Raw genomic sequence first — 17,005 nt, forward strand, 5'->3', positions numbered from 1 at the left:
CGGAACGCCGCGTGCGGTACCTCATCGTGGCTGACCTGACCCGTTTCGCGCCGGGAAGCGGGCTGGTCTTCCGAACCCGGGCCGCCTTGGTCGGAGTCGGCGGCAGATGTCAAATCCACTCCGGAGCCGATGGAATCGCGCGCCTCGTCCGGCCCATCGGGACGGACGAGATCCGCTCCGCCGGCGCCGATGTTCTGGTCGCGCTCCGCCGAGGCGGTCCCGGGTACGCTTGGGCCGCGCGGTGTGGGTGTGCTTTCGTCGGACTGGCCACTCATACGGTTAACGGTAGGGCGACGGGGCTTCCACGGGTAGTGCTCCGCTCCCCAGGTGGCGCGATCCTTCTCGGGTAGTCCTCTACTACGCCCGCCTGCCGGCAACCCGGCCACGATCCAGATCTGATGTGTCGCGGATGTACCCAGCCATCCGGAGCGTGCGGCAATCTGGTGCGCCGCCACCTGAGTGAACCGTCATCTGAGTGGTCCGCCGCCCGGGCGGCGATCCCGCGCGCATCCGGTCGCCACCGATTGGTGGACACAGACATGCGGCGGGTTGTCTGGGATCGGAATAATCTGCAGATCTGTGACTACCTGTTGCCAAATGTTTACGCATCCCCGGGCGGCGTGATGGGGACGTGCCGGAAGTGCGGCCGGGCTTCTCGGCGGGTGCGGATGTCCATGCGTCCGGTGAAATTCGGGACGCATGGACATATCCCCGGCCGAACGGAGGAACTACCGGAGCCGGAGCGGTGCCACCCCCGACGGGGCGCGCGGCCACCGCAGACGCGGATCCGAGCCGGTCGTGCCGGTGTACGTGCGGGTCTGCGGGCCGATCGGGGACCCGTAAGGACGCTATGGTATAAAATACGCCGCTCTGCCCCTTTTTGTCGCCGTCTGGCGTCGGCCACGCGACAGGCGGGTGGGGCGTCCGCGGTGTTCTCGCCGGAGGATCGGTGAGAAGGTGTCCAGGAGTGTTCCGTTCGCCCGCCGCTGACACGGCTGCCGCTGACACGGCCCCGGCCACTGCCGACACGGCCACGGCCGCGGTCGCTGTGGATATGGCCGCCGACATGGCTGAGGGCTCGCGATCGAACGGGCGGTCCGCCGACGGCCGGGTCCTGCGCCGGCTCCACCGGCACGGATGATGGTGCCCCGGTGGACGAGGGAGGGAAGGCAGCCATGACCTGGCCTCCGGATCGGCCGGAACGCGATGGCCCACCCGAGGCCGGTCGGGGGGACCGCCCCGGACGGGGTACGCCTGCCCCCCGCGGCCGTTCCCCACGGGATCCCGCCCGACGTGATGATCAGCGTGGTTCCCCGGCCGGGAACTGGCCCGCGAACGCGCACCCTCAGCGTCGGCGCCCGGCCGACGATCCGCGCTCCGGGCGGTCCGAGAGAGGCCGTTCCGACCCGCGCGTCGCGCGCCGTGCGCCGAACCATGACGAGCCGCCCACGAGGCGTTACCCGGCTGGCCGTCCCGACCGCGACGGCCGCTTTCCGGACGGCCACCATCCGGACGACGGGTCCCCGCGCGGCCGGTACGGCGTCGGCCCGTACCCAGGGGCCATTCCGCCCACCGAGGTGGATCTGCCCTCGCCGGACGAGCCGGAGCCTGCTGCCCGCCCGGGCGGTGTGCGCCGCACGGTGACCGCACTGGCCGCCGTGGTCGCCGCCGTTGTGCTGATCCTGGCCACGACGGGCTGGGCCGTGCTGCGTCACTACGACGGCCGGGTGAATCATATTCCGCTGACCTTCGGCTCCGGCGTCGACCGACCGTCACCCGCCGGCGGCGGGACGCAGAACATCCTGCTGGTCGGGTCGGACTCGCGGGCTGGCACGAACGGGGCGTTCGGCGAGGCGGAAGGACAGCGCTCGGACACCACGATCCTCGCTCATCTGGACGCGAACGGATCGACCACGTTGATCTCGTTCCCCCGGGATCTGTGGGTGACCATCCCCACGTACACCGACTCCCGCGGCACCAGGCACACCGCCCAGCGTTCCAAGCTGAACGCCGCCTTCTCCTATGGCGGGCCGTCCCTGCTGGTGTCGACGATCGAGACGCTGACCGGGATCCGGGTCAACCACTACGTCCAGATCGACTTCGTCGGCTTCCAGGGGATGACCGACGCGCTCGGCGGGGTCACCGTCTGTGTCAAGGAGCTGCCGGCGTCGCTGAAGGCGCAGGGTTTCGACAATGTGCACGACCACTACTCCGGATGGTCCGGCCAGGTCGGCGAGAACCGTCTCAACGGTGCCCAGGCGCTCGCCTTCGTCCGGCAGCGCTACGGCCTGCCCGAAAGCGACCTGGACCGAATCCGCCGGCAGCAGCAGTTCCTTGGCGTGATCTTCAAACGCATCGCGTCCACCGACACCCTGTTCAACCCGTCGAGACTGATCAACGTGGTGGATGCCGCCACCTCGGCACTGACCCTCGACGACGGCACATCACTGGCCGATCTGCGTCTGCTCGCGCTCCGGATGCAGTCCATCGGCTCAGGCGGAGTGCAGTTCGCCACAGTGCCCGCGACGGCGGGCAGCCGCGCCGGCCAGAGCGTGCTGGTGCCCGATCCGAACCAGCTCGGCACCTTCCTCGCGCCCTTCGGAGGCGCGCCGTCCCAGCAGGGCACGACCGGGGCTCTGGCCGTCCCGGGCGGCTCCGGCTCCGTGGCGCAGGCGGCACGTGAGGCAGGCTGGGGGCAGGCGGACGGCCCGGCGGGCTCGGTGGCGGCCGTCGGTCTCGCCGGTTCCGCTCGTTCCACCTCCCTGGCTGCGATCTGGTCGGAGCCGGTCACGGCACGCGTCGAGGCCGCAGTAGCTCCCGCCGCGGAATCCGGGGTGGGTTGCACCTACTGACCGTCCGGCCCGGCCTCTGGTGTCGGTTCAGCGTCCACCGCTGGACCAGCATCGATCGTCGGCTTGCGGACGTCCTCGTCCAGAGCTGCGTTGAGCTCGGCGCCGAGCAGCACGGCCAGAGCGGTGATGTAGAAGAACAGCAACGCTGCCACCGGCGAGCCCAGCGTGCTGTAGACCAGCTCGTGGCTGAACACGAACTCCAGGTACAACCGCAGCGCGTAACTGCCGACCAGCCAGCACACCAGGGCGAGCGACGCGCCGGGCAGCGCCCGCCACCAGCGGCGGCGCACCGGCAGCGACAGGTGGTAAAGCGAGGTGAGCATGGTGAGCGCGACCAGGCCCACCACCGGCCAGAAGAGCAGGGTCAGCACTCGGTCGACAGACGGGTGCCGGTCGGCGTCGAGGATCCGGGAGATCAGCCCAGGACCGAGCACCAGTGCCGGCAGAATGATCACACCGCTGGTGATCTGACCGACGAACAGCCCGAGTGCCACCAGCCGGCTGCGTACCGCTGACCGCAGGTCACGTTGACCGTAGGCAATGGTGATCGTGTTCACGAAGGTGGCCATCGCGGTCGATCCCGTCCACAGCGACAGCACGAACCCGATGGAGATCACGTCCGGGCGGCCGCGGGAAAGGATCTCGTCGACGGTGGGCCGCACGGCTTCGTCGACGACGGACTTGGTGAGCAGGTCACCGGCGCCGTCGAGGATGCTCGTGCGGATGCTGCCCAACGCGTTGTGCCCGATTGCTTCGGCTACATAGCCGAGCGCCCCGAGCAGTGACAGCAGCAGCGGTGGAAGCGAGAGCAGCTGCCAGAACCCGGCCTCCGCGGCCAGCCCCAGCACCCGGTGCCGCCAGGCGTTGGAGACGGTGTCGCGGATCAGGGCAACGGGCCGGCGAGGCACCCGTCTGCGCTGTTGGTCGAGCCGGTGGTAGACGGCGCTACCGCGCACCTTCGCCTCCGCGACGTCCCGACCCCGCCGGGCCTGCGCCACCAGGCCCGGGGCAGCACCGACGGTCGCCGCGCGCCGCAATACCACCGCGGCACGGCGTGCTCGGCCGCTCTGCGCTGTGGTGGGCGGCCCACTACCGCCGACGGCCACGGTGTCACCGTATGGCCTACTACGGTGCCTGCCACCCAACGGCGCTCGCGTACGGGTCGGATGCCGCTCCCTGACGCGATCGGTCACCTGGGCAAGGCCGTCCACCGGATGGACCCGCGGCCGGGACGTGCCCCGTTCGACCCTGCCCCAGGCAGCGAAAAGGGCACGCCACGTCGCCGTGACATGCCCCTTCGGCTATCTGACGAGCGCGTCAGGAGACGGTGAGTTTGTCGGTCTCGTCGTGGTACTCGACGGCCATCTCACGCAGCTTGGAGTCGTGCGACTTGGCATGGTGCCGGCAGAACAGAAGGTCCCCGCCGCCCGGCAGCACCACACGCACGTATGCCTGGGCACCGCACCGGTCGCAACGATCGAGGTTGGTCAGCGTCGGCTTCGTGGTAGTCCCTGTCACATCTACTCCAACTGTGTTAGGCGGCCAGACGTTCCGGCTGACCATGTGACGGTTTACTCACAGCCGGCTCTCGTGGCGTCTTTGCATCCAGAGCGGCGTGGTGCCTGCGGCGGGTGATGGCCGCAGACGTTCTCGGATCGGACCCGTCGGAGAGTTCATGTCCGCCGAGCACCGAAGACGATGTCGTCCCATGCTGGCACTGACTTGCGCCCGCGTCGACCGCCTGCGGGGCGATCCCCCCCACGGGTGCCGGTGTTCTGACGGCCTCGTGACGCACCGGGTCCGTTTGGCTTCTCTGCGCTTGCATCTTCGCTGCTGTCCGTGCTCGCATCCTCATTTTGGGTAGCAGCCTGCTTGCGTTTGGCGGCGGCCGCGCCCGCGGCCGGTCGACCTCGGGTGGCGGGTGCAGCCGCGCGGGAAGGCGTGGAATCGCCGCTATCGGCCGAGGTCGCGGCGTCGGCGATGGCGGTGTCCGCTGGCTCGGCGTCGGCGGAACGCGCCGCCAGGGCGGGTGATCCGGCGCTGGCCGGTCGGGAGACCGGCGAGGTGGCGGTCGCGGCGGCGGCCCGACTGCGCGCGGGCGTTGCATCCGTGTTCGTCGGACTAGTGACATCTGTCGACTTCGATGTGGCGGAAGTCACTGCCGGGCGGCTGGCCTGGGCGACGGCCGCCCGGGGGGTTTCACCTGTACGTCCGGAACGTGCCGTCGGGGTGGCCGCGGCGACCGCGGCCCTCCCCGTCTCTGTCGGCCGCGCGCCGAGGTCCGGTGCGCGGCGCTCGGCGGCCGGCGGAGCCGTGGCCGGTGGGGGAGCGGCTGGTGAGGCAGCGGCCACGGCGGCCACGGCGGCCGCTGGCGGCGGCGTGGCCGCCGGGCTGGCCGGCGTCGGCGCGGAGGGGACAGAGGAGGTGGGAACAGCGGTGCGGCCGGCTCCCGGCGCGCTGGGAACTCGGCGACCGGTGTTGCGGGGCAGCGAGTTGACCCGGCTGGCGGCGGTCCGCCGCGGTGGCTGTGGCTCGGGCCGACGGGTGTGGCTGCTGTCGGACGCGTCCACCGCCTGGGTGGCCTCGAGCTCGGTCCCCTCGTATCCGGCCTCGTCGTTTCCGACGCCTTCGTTTCCGACGCCTTCGGGCCCGGCCTCATATGCGGTGCTGTCGGAGGCGGGTGCCGCGGACGGTGCCGACGACCTGATCCAGGTCGCCTCCTCGTGCACGTCCGCCTGGAGGTCCGCGTCGACCAGGGAGGCGCCCGCCTGGGGCGCCACGGCCGTCTGCCGTATCCCGGTCGGCGCCGGGTCCGCCGGCCTGGACGGGACGTGGCCGTACCCGGGTGAGTCCGGGGCGGGCTGGTAGGCGGGGGCGGCCGGGTAGTCCGGTGCGCCATGCTGCGCCGCCTGGAGGCCCGGGGCAGCCTGGAAGCCCGGGGCAGCCTGGAAGTCAGAGGCCGCCTGGAAGCCCGGGGCCGCCTCGTAGGCGGATGCGGCCTCGACACCGTGGGCCGGTTCGCCGTCGGCCGTCTCCGTCGGCCCGAGCGTGCCGCCAGCGGCGCCGTGGCCGGCGTAGGCGGGTCCCTGGGCGTCGGCGGCGGGGTAGGGACGCGCGGCCGCTGGTGCCGTCACACCGGCGGCCGAGGTGCGCACGCCGGAGCCGCCAAAGGCGGCCGGAGTCGCCGGCCGGGCCGGCGTCCCCGCGCGGAAGGTTTCGGGCGCGGGAGGAGCGGCCTGCCCGGCGCCGGCGGCCGGCCGCACTCCGGTGGCCGTCGGGACGTAACCACCGGGCCGTGGCGCGGGAGCGGCTGGTTGCGGTGCGAAGCCGGCCGCGGGCGCAGCTGGATGAACCGGGCTCGGCGGCGGTGCCTCCCACTGCTGGGCAGTGGCCGGGTAACGACCGTCAAACCGGGCGGCGGTCCGCAGCGGCTGCTCATCGCCATCCGGGTAGGCGCCACCGGGGTGGGCGCCCGGCCGTGGCGCGGCCGCGGGCAACTGCGCGGGCTGGGGCTGGGTGCGGGCGGCGGGCTCCTGCGGGGCGAGCGGGGCTGGGCGAGCGGACACCGGGGGCCGGGCGGGAACAGCCGTCAGTCCCTGGTCGGGCACGAGTGTGAGCGCCGGGGTACCAGATCTCGGCGCGGACCCGCCGGGTGCAGAGGCCGGCGGTGTGGAGGGAACGCTGGGCGCGGGCGGTTCGACACTCTCCGGGGCGACGAGCGCCCGGGCGGCGTCGTCGTGCGGGCGCACGCGGCGGACCACGGGATCCCACGTCCAGCGCGCGCAGCGGCTCTCCGAGGTGAGCTGGACCAGCCAGATGCCGTCGACCCGGCGCCAGGCATCCCACTGGGCTGCGGCGGGATTGTCCTGGGCGACGACGAGCCGGGCGTCCACGACCTCCCCGAGGGGACGGCCGGGTACTCCACCCGGGTCCTTGGGGAGCAGGGCCGCCCGTGCCTCCTGGACGACGCGGGCGCGTTCGGCCAGCACCGGCCCCTCGTACCGTTCCACCCGTTCCACCGGGATTCCGGCGGCGCGCGCGACCTCGGCGGCCGTCTCGCCGGCTCGGAGCCTGGCCTGGATCTCGCGCGGGGTCAGCGCGCTCTCCGTGCGTACCTCGCTGCGGCGCACGCCGCGCAGTGCGGCCCGGAGCCGGTCGTCCACCGGCACCCGGAACTGCTCACCGTCGGTCCTGCCGGTCGCGTCCGCGAGTACGAGGTAGCCGCCGTCCTCGCTGAGTGCGATCGCCCGCAGCTCACGCATGGCGCCTCCTGTTCTCCTGAAGCCGTACCGTGCCCACCTGGACTGCCGTGCCCATCTGGACTGTCGTGCCCCACCACACGGCCCGCCCGCTCGGGCCGCCCCGCCCGCTCGGGCCGCCCTGCCTGGCCGGGCGGCGGTGCCCGACCGGACTGCCGCATCCGATCGGAGCCGTACCCATCGGACCGCCCCCGACGCGGGACACGCGGCGGGGGACGTTCCAGCGGGCAGGTCGGCATGACGCACCCGAACCCGCCTTCGGCGAGTGCGTCCCGGTAGATGACAGCCTGCCATCGATACGGCCACTCGGCCGGCTGCCGGCGGGCGACACGCGCAGTCTGACCGTGTCGGGCCTGTCCGGTCGGGCCGGATCGGGGCGGATGGCGCCGGGTTCGGGCCGGATCGTCCTACGGACGGCGACCGCCTGGTGGGCGGGTTGCCGGGCCACGACGGCGCGTGGGCCGCGCCGCGGGCCGCGGACGGGACTGGTCACCGAGACCCGCGAGCGCCGCCCCGACGATGCCCGCCTCGTTCTGTAGCTGAGCGGGTACCACCTTCGTCCGGACCTCGAGTGCGTCGAGAAACCTCTCGGCCTTCTTGCTGACCCCGCCGCCGATGATGATGAGATCCGGCCACAGGAGCGCCTCGAGGGCGGACAGGTAGCGGGTCACCCGCCTGGCCCACTTGTCCCAGGACAGGTCCTCGCGCTCCCGCGCCGCGTCGGAGGCGCGGGTCTCCGCGTCGTGCCCGTGGACCTCGAGGTGCCCGAGCTCGGTGTTGGGCAGCAGCTGGCCGTGCAGGAACAGCGCGGTACCGATGCCCGTCCCGAACGTTGTCATGATCACGAGGCCGCTGGCGTCCCGGCCGGCGCCGAAGGCCATCTCGGCGATGCCGGCGGCATCAGCGTCGTTGACCGTTGTGATGTCGGACGCGGCGCCCGCCGGAGCCGGCGGAGGGGGCACCGAGGTGGCGTCGATCCCGGCCTGGGCGAAGGCGGCGGACAGCACCGCGACCGTGTCCGTGCCGATCCAGGAAGCGTCGATGTTCGCGGCCGTCAGTGCCACGCCGTTCTTCACCACCGCTGGCAGCGCGACCCCGACGGGCCCGGACCAGTCGAAGTGGCGCACCACCTCGGCCACGGTCGTCGCCACCGCGTCCGGGCTTGCCGGCTGCGGTGTCACGATCCGGTGCCGAGGAGCGGCGAGCGTCCCATCCTCGACGTTGACCGGAGCGCCCTTGATGCCGCTTCCCCCGACGTCAACCCCGAAGACCTGCATGACCGAGCCCTCCCGTACCTACGGCGTGCGACAGCGGGCCGGCGCCACCGGCCCCCGACGGTCGGATGCACCCGCGGCACACGCGTCGCACAGGACGACCCGTGGCCGGTTCGACGACCGCCGAAGAACAAGTCTCTCAGGCCGGTGGACCATGGTGGCGTCCACCCGGTTACGGCGAGCCGTCCGGGCGGACGAGCACGCCCTGCGGTCGGCGGCCACGGTGCCGTCACGGTCCGGTCGTCGCGCGGTCGCCGTGCCGTCGCGAGGTCGTCATATAGGCGTCGGAAGATCGTCACCAGGGAGTCGCGGGTGGGGTGGACTCCGATCGCCGCGACGTCCCCGCCGCGGCGTGAGCCGAAGCGATCGGTTGAGTCCGGCGAAAGCCTCTATACGCTGGGATGATGCGGCTAGTTGACACTTTTGGTCGGCTCTCGACCGATCTGCGAGTGTCGTTGACCGACCGTTGCAACCTGCGCTGCGCCTACTGCATGCCCGCCGAAGGCCTGCCCTGGCTGCCGTCCGAGCGGCTGCTGACCGACGACGAGGTGGTGCGCCTGGTGGGGGTCGCGGTGCGCCGGCTTGGTGTCACCGACGTGCGTCTGACCGGCGGGGAGCCGACCCTGCGCCCGGGCCTCGCGGATCTGGTGGCCCGGTTCGCCGCGCTGCGTCCACGGCCGCGGCTGGCCCTGACCACGAACGGTCTGCGCCTGGCCGGTCTCGCGACGGGGCTGCGCCGGGCCGGGCTCGACCGGGTGAACGTGTCGCTGGACACACTGGACCCGGCCCGCTTCGCCACCCTGACCCGCCGGGACCGATTCGACGACGTGCTGGCGGGGCTGCGGGCCGCCGCGACGGCCGGGTTGACCCCGGTCAAGGTCAACAGCGTGCTCCTGCGCGGGGTCAACGACGACGAGGCGGTCGCGCTCCTGCGCTGGGCCCTGGACGAGGGTTACGAGCTGCGGTTCATCGAGCAGATGCCGCTGGACGCCCAGCACGGCTGGCGACGCGCCGACATGGTGGGCGCCACCGAGATCCTCGCCGCCCTGCGCACCGCGTTCACCCTGGATCCCGTGCCCGGTCGGGGCAGCGCGCCGGCCGAGCTGTTCGAGGTCGACGGCGGCCCCGGTCGGGTGGGGGTGATCGGCTCGGTGTCCGCCCCGTTCTGCGCGGCCTGCGACCGGGTCCGGCTGACCGCTGACGGCCAGGTGCGCAACTGCCTGTTCGCCCGGCAGGAGAGCGATCTGCGCACCGCGCTGCGGGCCGGCGCGGACGACGACGAACTCGCCCGGCGGTGGTGTTCGGCTGTGTGGGGAAAACACGCCGGCCACGGCATCGGCGAACCCGACTTCCGCCAGCCCGACCGGCCGATGTCCGCGATCGGCGGATGATCAGCACCACCGCGGGCGAGACGCCGGCGGCCAACTGGAGCGCGCTGCTCTGCGCGGGCGGCGCCGCCCGCCGTCTCGGCGGGCGGGACAAGCCGGCTGTGGTCGTCGGCGGGTCGACGCTCCTTGACCGGGTGCTCGCCGCGACCGCGGGTGCCGTGCGGCAGATCATCGTCGGGCCTCGCCGGCCACTGGACGGACCGTCCGACGCCGTGGACTGGCGCCGCGAGGAGCCACCCGGGGGCGGCCCGGTCGCTGCCATCGCCTGCGGACTCGACGCGGTCACCACGCCGTTCGTCGCGGTGCTCGCCGCGGACCTGCCGTTTCTCACCAGCCGTGAGCTCGGTGCACTGCTACGGACGGCCGGCACGACAGAGGTGGACGTCGCGGTCCTCGTCGATCCGGACGGCCGGGCGCAGTACCTCGCCGCCGTCTGGCGGACGGCCCGGCTGCGGGCGGCGATGCCCGCCGACCCTGTCGGCGCCCCGGTGCGCGCCCTGTTCGCCGGACGTCCGGTGGCCACGGTGCCCGCCGACGCGCGTGCCTGCCTGGACTGCGACGCCCCGGCCGACGTCGAACGAGCCCACCGCTGGGCCGCCACAGACGCTCCGTGACCCGCGTGACGTGGGCATCGAACCCGGGCGGTATCGGCTAGCCCATCCGGCCGGGGCCGGCCTCGTCGAGGTAGCCGCGCATGTCGATCGCCATGGTGCGCACGGCGTCCTGGTCGGGCTCCTCGTACGGCTCGCCGCTGCCCGCGCGGGCATAGCCGAAGGTCAGCCTCGGCAGCACCTGGGTGGGTGTGTCCATCCCACCGTCCCAGTCGGGCTCGTCGCCGGAGAAGGCGGCGGGACCGGACGGCAGGTCCTCGGCGCTGGGCGAGGCGGTGACGATCGCCCAGTCGATCACGCCGAGCACGAGGATCACCCCGAGCGCGGGCAGCGCGGCGATCGGGTTCCAGGCCGACAGGCCAACCAGGAGGAACACCACGGCCACGGTGACTGCGCCCACGAGATGGCGGCGGCCGGGGCGAAGCGCTGGAACCTTCCGACCGCGCCGATAATGCGCCATACCACCAGTGTGCCGGACATGGCTCGTGTCCCCAAGTGGCCGGGTGGCGCTGCGCTGATCGTCATCCCTGGCCGTGCGCCACCATGGTCCAGACACCTCGTCCAGACACCTCGGCCAGGCAGGTCGGCCAGGCAGGTCGGCCCAGACACCTCGGCCAGGCAGGTCGGCCCAGGGCGACGCCGTGCCTTGCGGCGGGTGGATCTCCCGGCTCCCTCGGCTCGGGTGACTGTGCGCGGCCACCCGAGGGGGCCGGGTTCGACCGGTGCCCCCCCGGGTATCGCCGGGCGGGATGACTCCGAGGGCCGAGTCGAGTCGTGTCATGGCGTTGCGGAAGGACCGGATGGGGAAACAGGCCGCGGGCTCGCGACCGCAGAGGGTGGCAGCGGCCACCCTTTCTGGTGAATGTTCCGCGCTTCCGCGGCGATCTGGTCCACACTTTCCAGGAATGCGTAGGACCATGGCCCGACGGCGCACCATGCGTTCAACCTCGCGAGGCTGGAGGTTTGCCGTGGAGTCTCGACGCTGGACATCAGGTCCGCGCCGAAGGTCCGTACCGGCTGTCTTCCTGCTGGTCACCGCCGCTGTGGTGCTGCTGGCGGGTGGCTGCGGCTCGCCGAGTTACCAGTATGTGACAAACAAGAAAGACGGCGCGTATCTGCGCGTCCCGAATAGCTGGGATCACCAGGAGATGCCCGGTCCCGCGTTGTTCGGGATCGACGCCCGAAACGTCAGCCCAGAGATGCTGCAGGGGCTGATGTCCCGGGAATGGGTGGTCGGCATCGACGCTGGTGCGCGCTTCGACGCCACCCGGCTGCTCGTTCCGGATGCGGTGCAGCCCAAGGGATTCGTCCAGGTTCGCCACCTCCTGCCCGAGGAGGCGAACGCGGTGTCCACCAACGACCTGCGCAACTTCGTGCTGTCGGTCGACGACGCGCAGGCCGCCCAGGAGCAGGCGGTCCGTCAGGATCCGTACGGAGCCCGGCTTTCCCCGAGCTTCCTGCTGCTCACCGACGAGGTCGTGCACAAGAAGGCCGGCGTACACGGAGTGCACCTCGTCTACCAGGTGAAGACCGATGCCGGGCTGGTGACCATCGACCAGACGAGCCTGCTCGACTCCGGGCAGACCATGCTCTACCAACTCATTCTCGCGTGTTCGTCGCTGTGTTACGCCCAGCACGGAGCGCAGATCAGCGACGTGGCCAGGTCCTTCACGATCGAGCCGACGGATCAGGATCAGTAGGGATGGGCGTGATGGACCACGCAGACCGGATCACGGACGACGCCGGCGCCGGACGGCAGCCCGTGCCACCCCGGGCCGTTCCCAGCACGTCGGCGCCGTCATCGTCGGCGGCTTCGGCGTCGCCACCGTCGGCGTCGGGATCTCCGGCGTCGGGATCTTCGCCGTCGGCGTCACCGGACTCGGCTCCGTCGACCGGACCGGGCAGACGACGGCGGCCGCTGTCGATGTGGGACCGATCGAAGTTCCTCCTGCTGCTCGGCGCGGTGTTCCTCTTCGTGGTCGCCGCGGAGGTCTCCGGCGACCCGCTGATGACCTGGGGTGACGCGTTTCGGATCCAGGCCCGCAAGAGTGCCTGGGTACTGGTCCTGCTGGGCCTCGAAGTGCTGCGCCAGGTGCACATGGTCGTCGGTGAACGCTGGTCGGCCTACTACGTCTTCTGGACCGACCGGGTCTTCGCCCGGGTCGAGCGGCGGTTCCTGCGGATCAAGGACTGGAACCGCTTTCGGCTCTCCCGGGCCGCGAAGTGGGTCGCGGGTCTGGCCCTGGCCCTGTTCGTCTATGCCCGGCTGTCGCACACCTCGGTCTTCGACGCGCTGGTGAACGTACCCGGCGCGGTGTGGGACGCGATTCCCGTCGTGCTGCAGATCGTCCTGCTGATGGTCCTCGTCGTCGGCCAGTTCGTGGTGATGTTCTGGTTCCTGTCCAAGGGTGGCGTCGAGACGTACTTCCCCGAGGACATCACCACCCGCTTCGCCGATGTCTGGGGTCAGGACCACGTCGTGAACAGGGTGCGGGAGAACGTCTTCTACCTGGAGCGCCCCGAGGAGATCGAGAGCCGGGGCGGCCATGTTCCCGGCGGCATCCTGCTGTGGGGGCCGCCAGGAACGGGCAAGACGCTCCTCGCGGAGGCGGTGGCCGGCGAGACGGGCAAGCCCTTCGTCTTCGTTGACCCGGGCGCGTTCTCGGCGATGTTCGTCGGGGTGGGCATCCTGAAGGTCAAGTCGCTGTTCCGCAAGCTGCGCAAGCTCGCGCTCCGGTACGGCGGCGTGATCGTCTTCTTCGACGAGGCGGACACGCTGGGCAGCCGCGGCCAGCTCGGCGGCAGTTTCGGCGGCGGCGGGGTCGGCACCGGCGCCCGCTCCTACTTCGCCCGGCAGGGACCGCTGGCCACCCGCCATGGCGAACGGCCGATCGGCACAGCCGCGGCCTTTGGACGGCGTGCGGGATCGGGCGACCCGTCCGGACAGATGTGCAACGGGCTGTCGTACCTCAGCGCGGCGGCGCGGGCGGAGATCGGCCGCGAGCAGGCCCGGGAGCAGTTCGTGGTCGGTGGGGGTGGGGGTGGCGGCGGCGGGTTCGACGGCACCCTGCAGGCGCTGCTGACCGAGATGTCCGGGCTGAAGAAGCCGCGCGGGTTCCTCAACCGGATCGTGCGCCGCACGCTCGGCATGCGGCCGAAGCCCCCGCCGAAATATCGCATTCTCGTGATGATGGCGACCAACATGCCCCAGGCCCTGGACGAGGCGCTGCTGCGTCCCGGCCGCATCGACCGGCAGTACAAGGTCGGCTATCCGAGCAAGGAGGGGCGGGTACGGACCTTCGAGGGCTATCTCGCGAAGGTCCGCCACGAGCTCACCGGCGAGCAGGTCGACCGGCTCGCCGTGATGAGCCCCGAGGCCACCGGCGCGACGATCAAGGACACCGTCAACGAGGCACTGGTCCAGGCGGTCAAGGACGGTCGGGAGGTGATCACCTGGCAGGACATGCTGCGCGCCCGGGTGATCAAGGAGTACGGCCTCGCCGACGACCACGAGCACATCGACCGGGAGCGGCACAGCATCGCCCTGCATGAGGCCTGCCATGCCGTCGTCGCCTACCGGATGCAGCGGGGGCGGGTCATCGACCTCGCGACGATCGAACGGCGCGGTGGCGTCGGCGGCTTCGTCGCGCACGTCGCGGTCGAGGACCGGATGTTCATGTGGAAGTCCGAGATCGAGATCCAGGTGATGGTCTCCCTGGCCTCACTCGCCGGCGAGCGGATGTTCTTCGAGGGCGACAACACGGTCGGCGTCGGCGGGGACCTTCGCAGCGCCACCATGCTGGTGGCCGGCTACATGTCGTCGGCGGCGATGGGCGACACGCTCGCCTCCCGGCTGGCCATGCTCGAGCAGCAGATGGGCAACCTCTCCCTGGACGCCGACCGCCCCTTCGGGGAGCAGATCGAGGCCAAGCTGCGGGAACTCTACGAGCGCACCGAGGTGGTCCTGCGGGAGAACCGCCGCGAGATCCTCGCCCTCACCCACGCCCTGGAGGAGCACAAGACGATCACCGGCGAGGACGTCGAGGCCATCATGGAGGGCACGGACGGCCCCACCGTCGATGGCCGTCGCTACCGCGAGCCGGACTTCCTCACCGTGTTCGAGGGCTACCACTCCCATGCGGTCAGCGCGCACCGAGGCCAGACCCGGGAGGCGCGTCCCTTCCCCGAGCTGGGACGGGCCGCCGCCAGGAACCGCGCGGAACCCGACCCGTCGGCCGAGCCTGGACGGCACACCGAGACCGGTCATCGCGGCGGGAGCGGGCTCTCCACCGAGAGCGCCCGTCCCGCTGACGGCACCGTCGGCGCCGTCAGTGCAGGGACCCGTCCGGCCGAGAGCGTGGGGAAACGTGGGCGAAGCGAGGCCAACGCGTAGCCGGCGGCCACGAGCGCCGCGACCCCCGCCAGTACCAGGCCAGAGCGCGCCCCGAAGCTCTGCACCACCCAGCCGGCGATCGGCCCGCCGAGCGGCGTCGTCCCGAGGAATGCCACCGACCACAGCGCCATCACCCGTCCCCGCATCGCGGGGTCGGCGGACAGCTGGACGGTGGCGTTTCCGGTCGAGATGAAGGCGACGCTGCCCGCGCCGACCAGCACCAGTGCCGCGATCTCCAGCGGCAGCGTCGGCGCGATCGCCGCCAACAGCAGCGCGCCCCCGAACATGGCCGCGATCCAGCCGAGCGGCCGCACACCGATCCGTCGCCGGCGTGCCACAGCGAGCCCGCCGACCACCGCCCCGGCCCCCATCGCGGACGTCATCAGGCTGTAGGTTCCGGCCGTTCCGTGGAAGGTCTCCCGTGCCACCAGCGGCAGCACGACCTGGAACTCGTACGACAACGCGCCGATGACCACCATCATGATCAATGGAACGCGCAGTGCCCCGGTCCGCCTCGCGTAGCGCAGGCCGGCCCGCAGCTGTCCGGGGGCCCGGCGCACCGATGCCCGGGAGTGCAGCTCGGCGGTGTTCATGAACCGCAGTGCCAGCAGCACCGCCGCGAACGACGCCGCGTTGAGGAGGAAGCATCCCGAGGTGCCGATGCCGAGAATGATGACGCCGGCCAGCGCCGGACCGACGATCCGGGCCGCGTTCATGGTCACCGAGTTGAGCGTGATCGCGTTGGGCAGGTGATCCGGCCCGACCATCTCCTGCACGAACGTCTGCCGGGTCGGGTTGTCCACCGCGTTGCACAGCCCGATGAGGGACGCCGTCACGGCAACCATCCACAGCTGGGCGACACCGGTCAGATCGAGCACGCCCAGGGTGAGCGCCGCCAGCCCCGACCCGGACTGCGTGATCATCAGCAGTCGCCGCCGGTCGGCCCGGTCGGCGATCACACCGCCATAGGGCCCGAACAGCAGCACCGGCAGGAACTGCGCGGCCGTCACCAGGCCCAGCGCCGTACCCGATGCCCCCAGCGACAACACCAGCCAGCCCAGCGCGATCGTCTGCATCCACGTGCCGCACAGCGACACGATCTGCCCGGCAAGGAACAACCGGAAATTGCGGATCCGTAACGCGGCGAACGTGCCCCCGGTCGGCCCCTTCGGGTCCGGCCGGGCCGCCGTGCCCGGCTGGGTGTTCACCTGGGTCGTGGTGTTCAGCTGAGATGTCGGGTGCGGCGGCGGTGTCTCCGCGCGCGGCGGTCGGACTGCGCTGTCCACCTGCAGGACCATGCTTGCACCTCCACCTGCGCGTAACGCCGCCGAGGGCGATCGTTATTTCGCATCAGCTAAAGATTATCCGTCATGGCGATCGGCGGGCGGTTGGCGTGTACGCGATGCCGTACCTGTCGCGTCCGTGCGCGCTGGAAGGTCTGCCGGGGTGGCGGTCTCGCCGGCTCGTCTGCCCGGCCACCCTTGACCCTCATCGTGACGCGTGACCCTCATCGTGACGTGTGACCCTCGTCGTGCCGTGACCCTCGTCGTGACGCAGCCGAGCCGCCGGTTGGCATGCGTTGGCGCCTGATCTATTATGCGAACATGTGTTCGATTCCGGATTGCCGGCGGTCGGTGGGGGCGCTCGCCGCCGCGTTGGCGCGGGAGGGTGGTCGACCGTGATCAATGTCGAGTCGCTGCTGGCCGGTGTCGTCGTGCCGGAGGTGGGCGATCTTCCTGACGTCGAGGTCGCTCTGCTGGTCGTCGAGCTGCGGCGCCTGGTCGATGCGACGGATGCGCTGTGGGCCCGGGCGCTGGCCGAGTTCGACCAGCGCGAGCTGTGGCGGGTCGACGGGGCGCGTTCCGCCGTGGCCTGGCTGCGCCGCGAGTGCCGGCTGGTGCATCCCACGACGGCGACGGCCCTGGTCGTCGCGCGGGCCGCGCGTGTCCTGCCGGCGTCCGGTGCCGCCTTTCGCGCCGGAGACATCAGTTTCGAGCACATGCGGGCGATCGCGCCGGCGGCCGAGCCGCCGCGGCGCGAGGTGGCGCTGCGGGCGGACCCGATCTTCGCTCGTGCGGCGCTGTGGATGAACCCGCGGCAGATGAGCAACGTCGTGCGCACCTGGCTGCAGCTGGCGGACGGATGAGGGCCGGCCCGGCAGGCAGGTGGGGCCGGCGGTGCGCGGGTGGCGGTGTCTGGCCTGTCCGCGAAGCCTTCGCCGGGTGGTG

Annotated in this window: 11 protein-coding genes and 1 pseudogene; 6 read left to right on the top strand and 6 right to left on the bottom strand. The window is 71.8% G+C overall.

Annotated elements, in window-relative coordinates:
• The first annotated feature begins 1,577 nt into the window (after positions 1-1,577).
• Positions 1,578-2,852, top strand: a complete 1,275-nt coding sequence (locus MXD95_RS04370) for an LCP family protein (RefSeq protein WP_308301442.1) — start codon at positions 1,578-1,580, stop codon at positions 2,850-2,852.
• Here MXD95_RS04370 and MXD95_RS04375 read toward each other — a convergent pair.
• The 4 genes from MXD95_RS04375 to MXD95_RS04395 form a co-directional block, all read right to left on the bottom strand.
• On the bottom strand, positions 2,846-3,958 hold the full coding sequence (locus MXD95_RS04375; protein WP_250639223.1) for a YihY/virulence factor BrkB family protein: 1,113 nt from the start codon (positions 3,956-3,958) through the stop codon (positions 2,846-2,848). The genes MXD95_RS04370 and MXD95_RS04375 overlap by 7 nt on opposite strands.
• 211 nt (positions 3,959-4,169) lie before the next feature.
• Positions 4,170-4,370: a DUF7455 domain-containing protein gene (locus MXD95_RS04380; RefSeq protein WP_163547434.1), complete on the bottom strand. Its 201-nt coding sequence runs from the start codon at positions 4,368-4,370 to the stop codon at positions 4,170-4,172.
• A 155-nt stretch (positions 4,371-4,525) separates the two neighbouring features.
• On the bottom strand, positions 4,526-7,114 hold the full coding sequence (gene sepH / locus MXD95_RS28405) for a septation protein SepH (RefSeq protein ID WP_285223514.1): 2,589 nt from the start codon (positions 7,112-7,114) through the stop codon (positions 4,526-4,528).
• Between the two features lie 404 nt (positions 7,115-7,518).
• Positions 7,519-8,388 carry an ROK family protein gene (locus MXD95_RS04395; RefSeq protein ID WP_250639225.1) on the bottom strand — a complete coding sequence of 290 codons (870 nt, stop codon included), beginning with the start codon at positions 8,386-8,388 and terminating at the stop codon, positions 7,519-7,521.
• A gap of 401 nt (positions 8,389-8,789) precedes the next feature.
• Between MXD95_RS04395 and moaA the strand changes: the two genes are divergently transcribed.
• Complete coding sequence (gene moaA / locus MXD95_RS04400) at positions 8,790-9,776, top strand: GTP 3',8-cyclase MoaA (protein ID WP_250639226.1); 987 nt, start codon at positions 8,790-8,792, stop codon at positions 9,774-9,776.
• Positions 9,773-10,387 carry a molybdenum cofactor guanylyltransferase gene (gene mobA, locus MXD95_RS04405; RefSeq protein ID WP_250639227.1) on the top strand — a complete coding sequence of 205 codons (615 nt, stop codon included), beginning with the start codon at positions 9,773-9,775 and terminating at the stop codon, positions 10,385-10,387. The genes moaA and mobA overlap by 4 nt, the downstream gene beginning before the upstream one ends.
• A 37-nt stretch (positions 10,388-10,424) precedes the next feature.
• Here the strand turns inward: mobA and MXD95_RS04410 are convergent, their stop codons facing one another.
• Positions 10,425-10,844: a hypothetical protein gene (locus tag MXD95_RS04410; protein WP_250639228.1), complete on the bottom strand. Its 420-nt coding sequence runs from the start codon at positions 10,842-10,844 to the stop codon at positions 10,425-10,427.
• 568 nt (positions 10,845-11,412) lie between these two features.
• On the opposite strand from MXD95_RS04410, the gene MXD95_RS04415 reads away from it, so the two are divergent.
• Together MXD95_RS04415 and MXD95_RS04420 are read left to right on the top strand one after the other, a co-directional pair.
• Positions 11,413-12,084 (top strand): hypothetical protein, encoded by a 672-nt coding sequence (locus tag MXD95_RS04415; RefSeq protein WP_374121966.1) that lies wholly within the window; start codon positions 11,413-11,415, stop codon positions 12,082-12,084.
• Positions 12,085-12,308: 224 nt separating this feature from the next.
• A complete protein-coding gene (locus MXD95_RS04420; protein WP_250639230.1) occupies positions 12,309-14,777 on the top strand; it encodes an AAA family ATPase in 2,469 nt (822 codons plus the stop codon).
• On the opposite strand, the pseudogene MXD95_RS04425 reads toward MXD95_RS04420, so the two are convergent.
• Positions 14,753-16,075, bottom strand: a pseudogene (locus tag MXD95_RS04425) (MFS transporter); the annotation flags it as partial. The gene MXD95_RS04420 and the pseudogene MXD95_RS04425 overlap by 25 nt on opposite strands.
• 380 nt (positions 16,076-16,455) lie before the next feature.
• Here MXD95_RS04425 and MXD95_RS04430 point away from each other — a divergent pair.
• Positions 16,456-16,923 (top strand): DUF222 domain-containing protein, encoded by a 468-nt coding sequence (locus MXD95_RS04430; protein ID WP_250639231.1) that lies wholly within the window; start codon positions 16,456-16,458, stop codon positions 16,921-16,923.
• Positions 16,924-17,005 lie beyond the last annotated feature (82 nt).

The organism is Frankia sp. AiPa1 (assembly GCF_023243075.1).
GTDB lineage: Bacteria > Actinomycetota > Actinomycetes > Frankiales > Frankiaceae > Frankia.

Bases quoted from the DNA above. Each gene is read 5' to 3' on its own strand.
- sepH (WP_285223514.1), bottom strand. From the start codon at position 7,114: ATGCGTGAGCTGCGGGCGATCGCACTCAGCGAGGACGGCGGCTACCTC.
- MXD95_RS04395 (WP_250639225.1), bottom strand. From the start codon at position 8,388: ATGCAGGTCTTCGGGGTTGACGTCGGGGGAAGCGGCATCAAGGGCGCT.
- moaA (WP_250639226.1), top strand. From the start codon at position 8,790: ATGCGGCTAGTTGACACTTTTGGTCGGCTCTCGACCGATCTGCGAGTG.
- mobA (WP_250639227.1), top strand. From the start codon at position 9,773: ATGATCAGCACCACCGCGGGCGAGACGCCGGCGGCCAACTGGAGCGCG.
- MXD95_RS04410 (WP_250639228.1), bottom strand. From the start codon at position 10,844: ATGGCGCATTATCGGCGCGGTCGGAAGGTTCCAGCGCTTCGCCCCGGC.
- MXD95_RS04420 (WP_250639230.1), top strand. From the start codon at position 12,309: ATGTGGGACCGATCGAAGTTCCTCCTGCTGCTCGGCGCGGTGTTCCTC.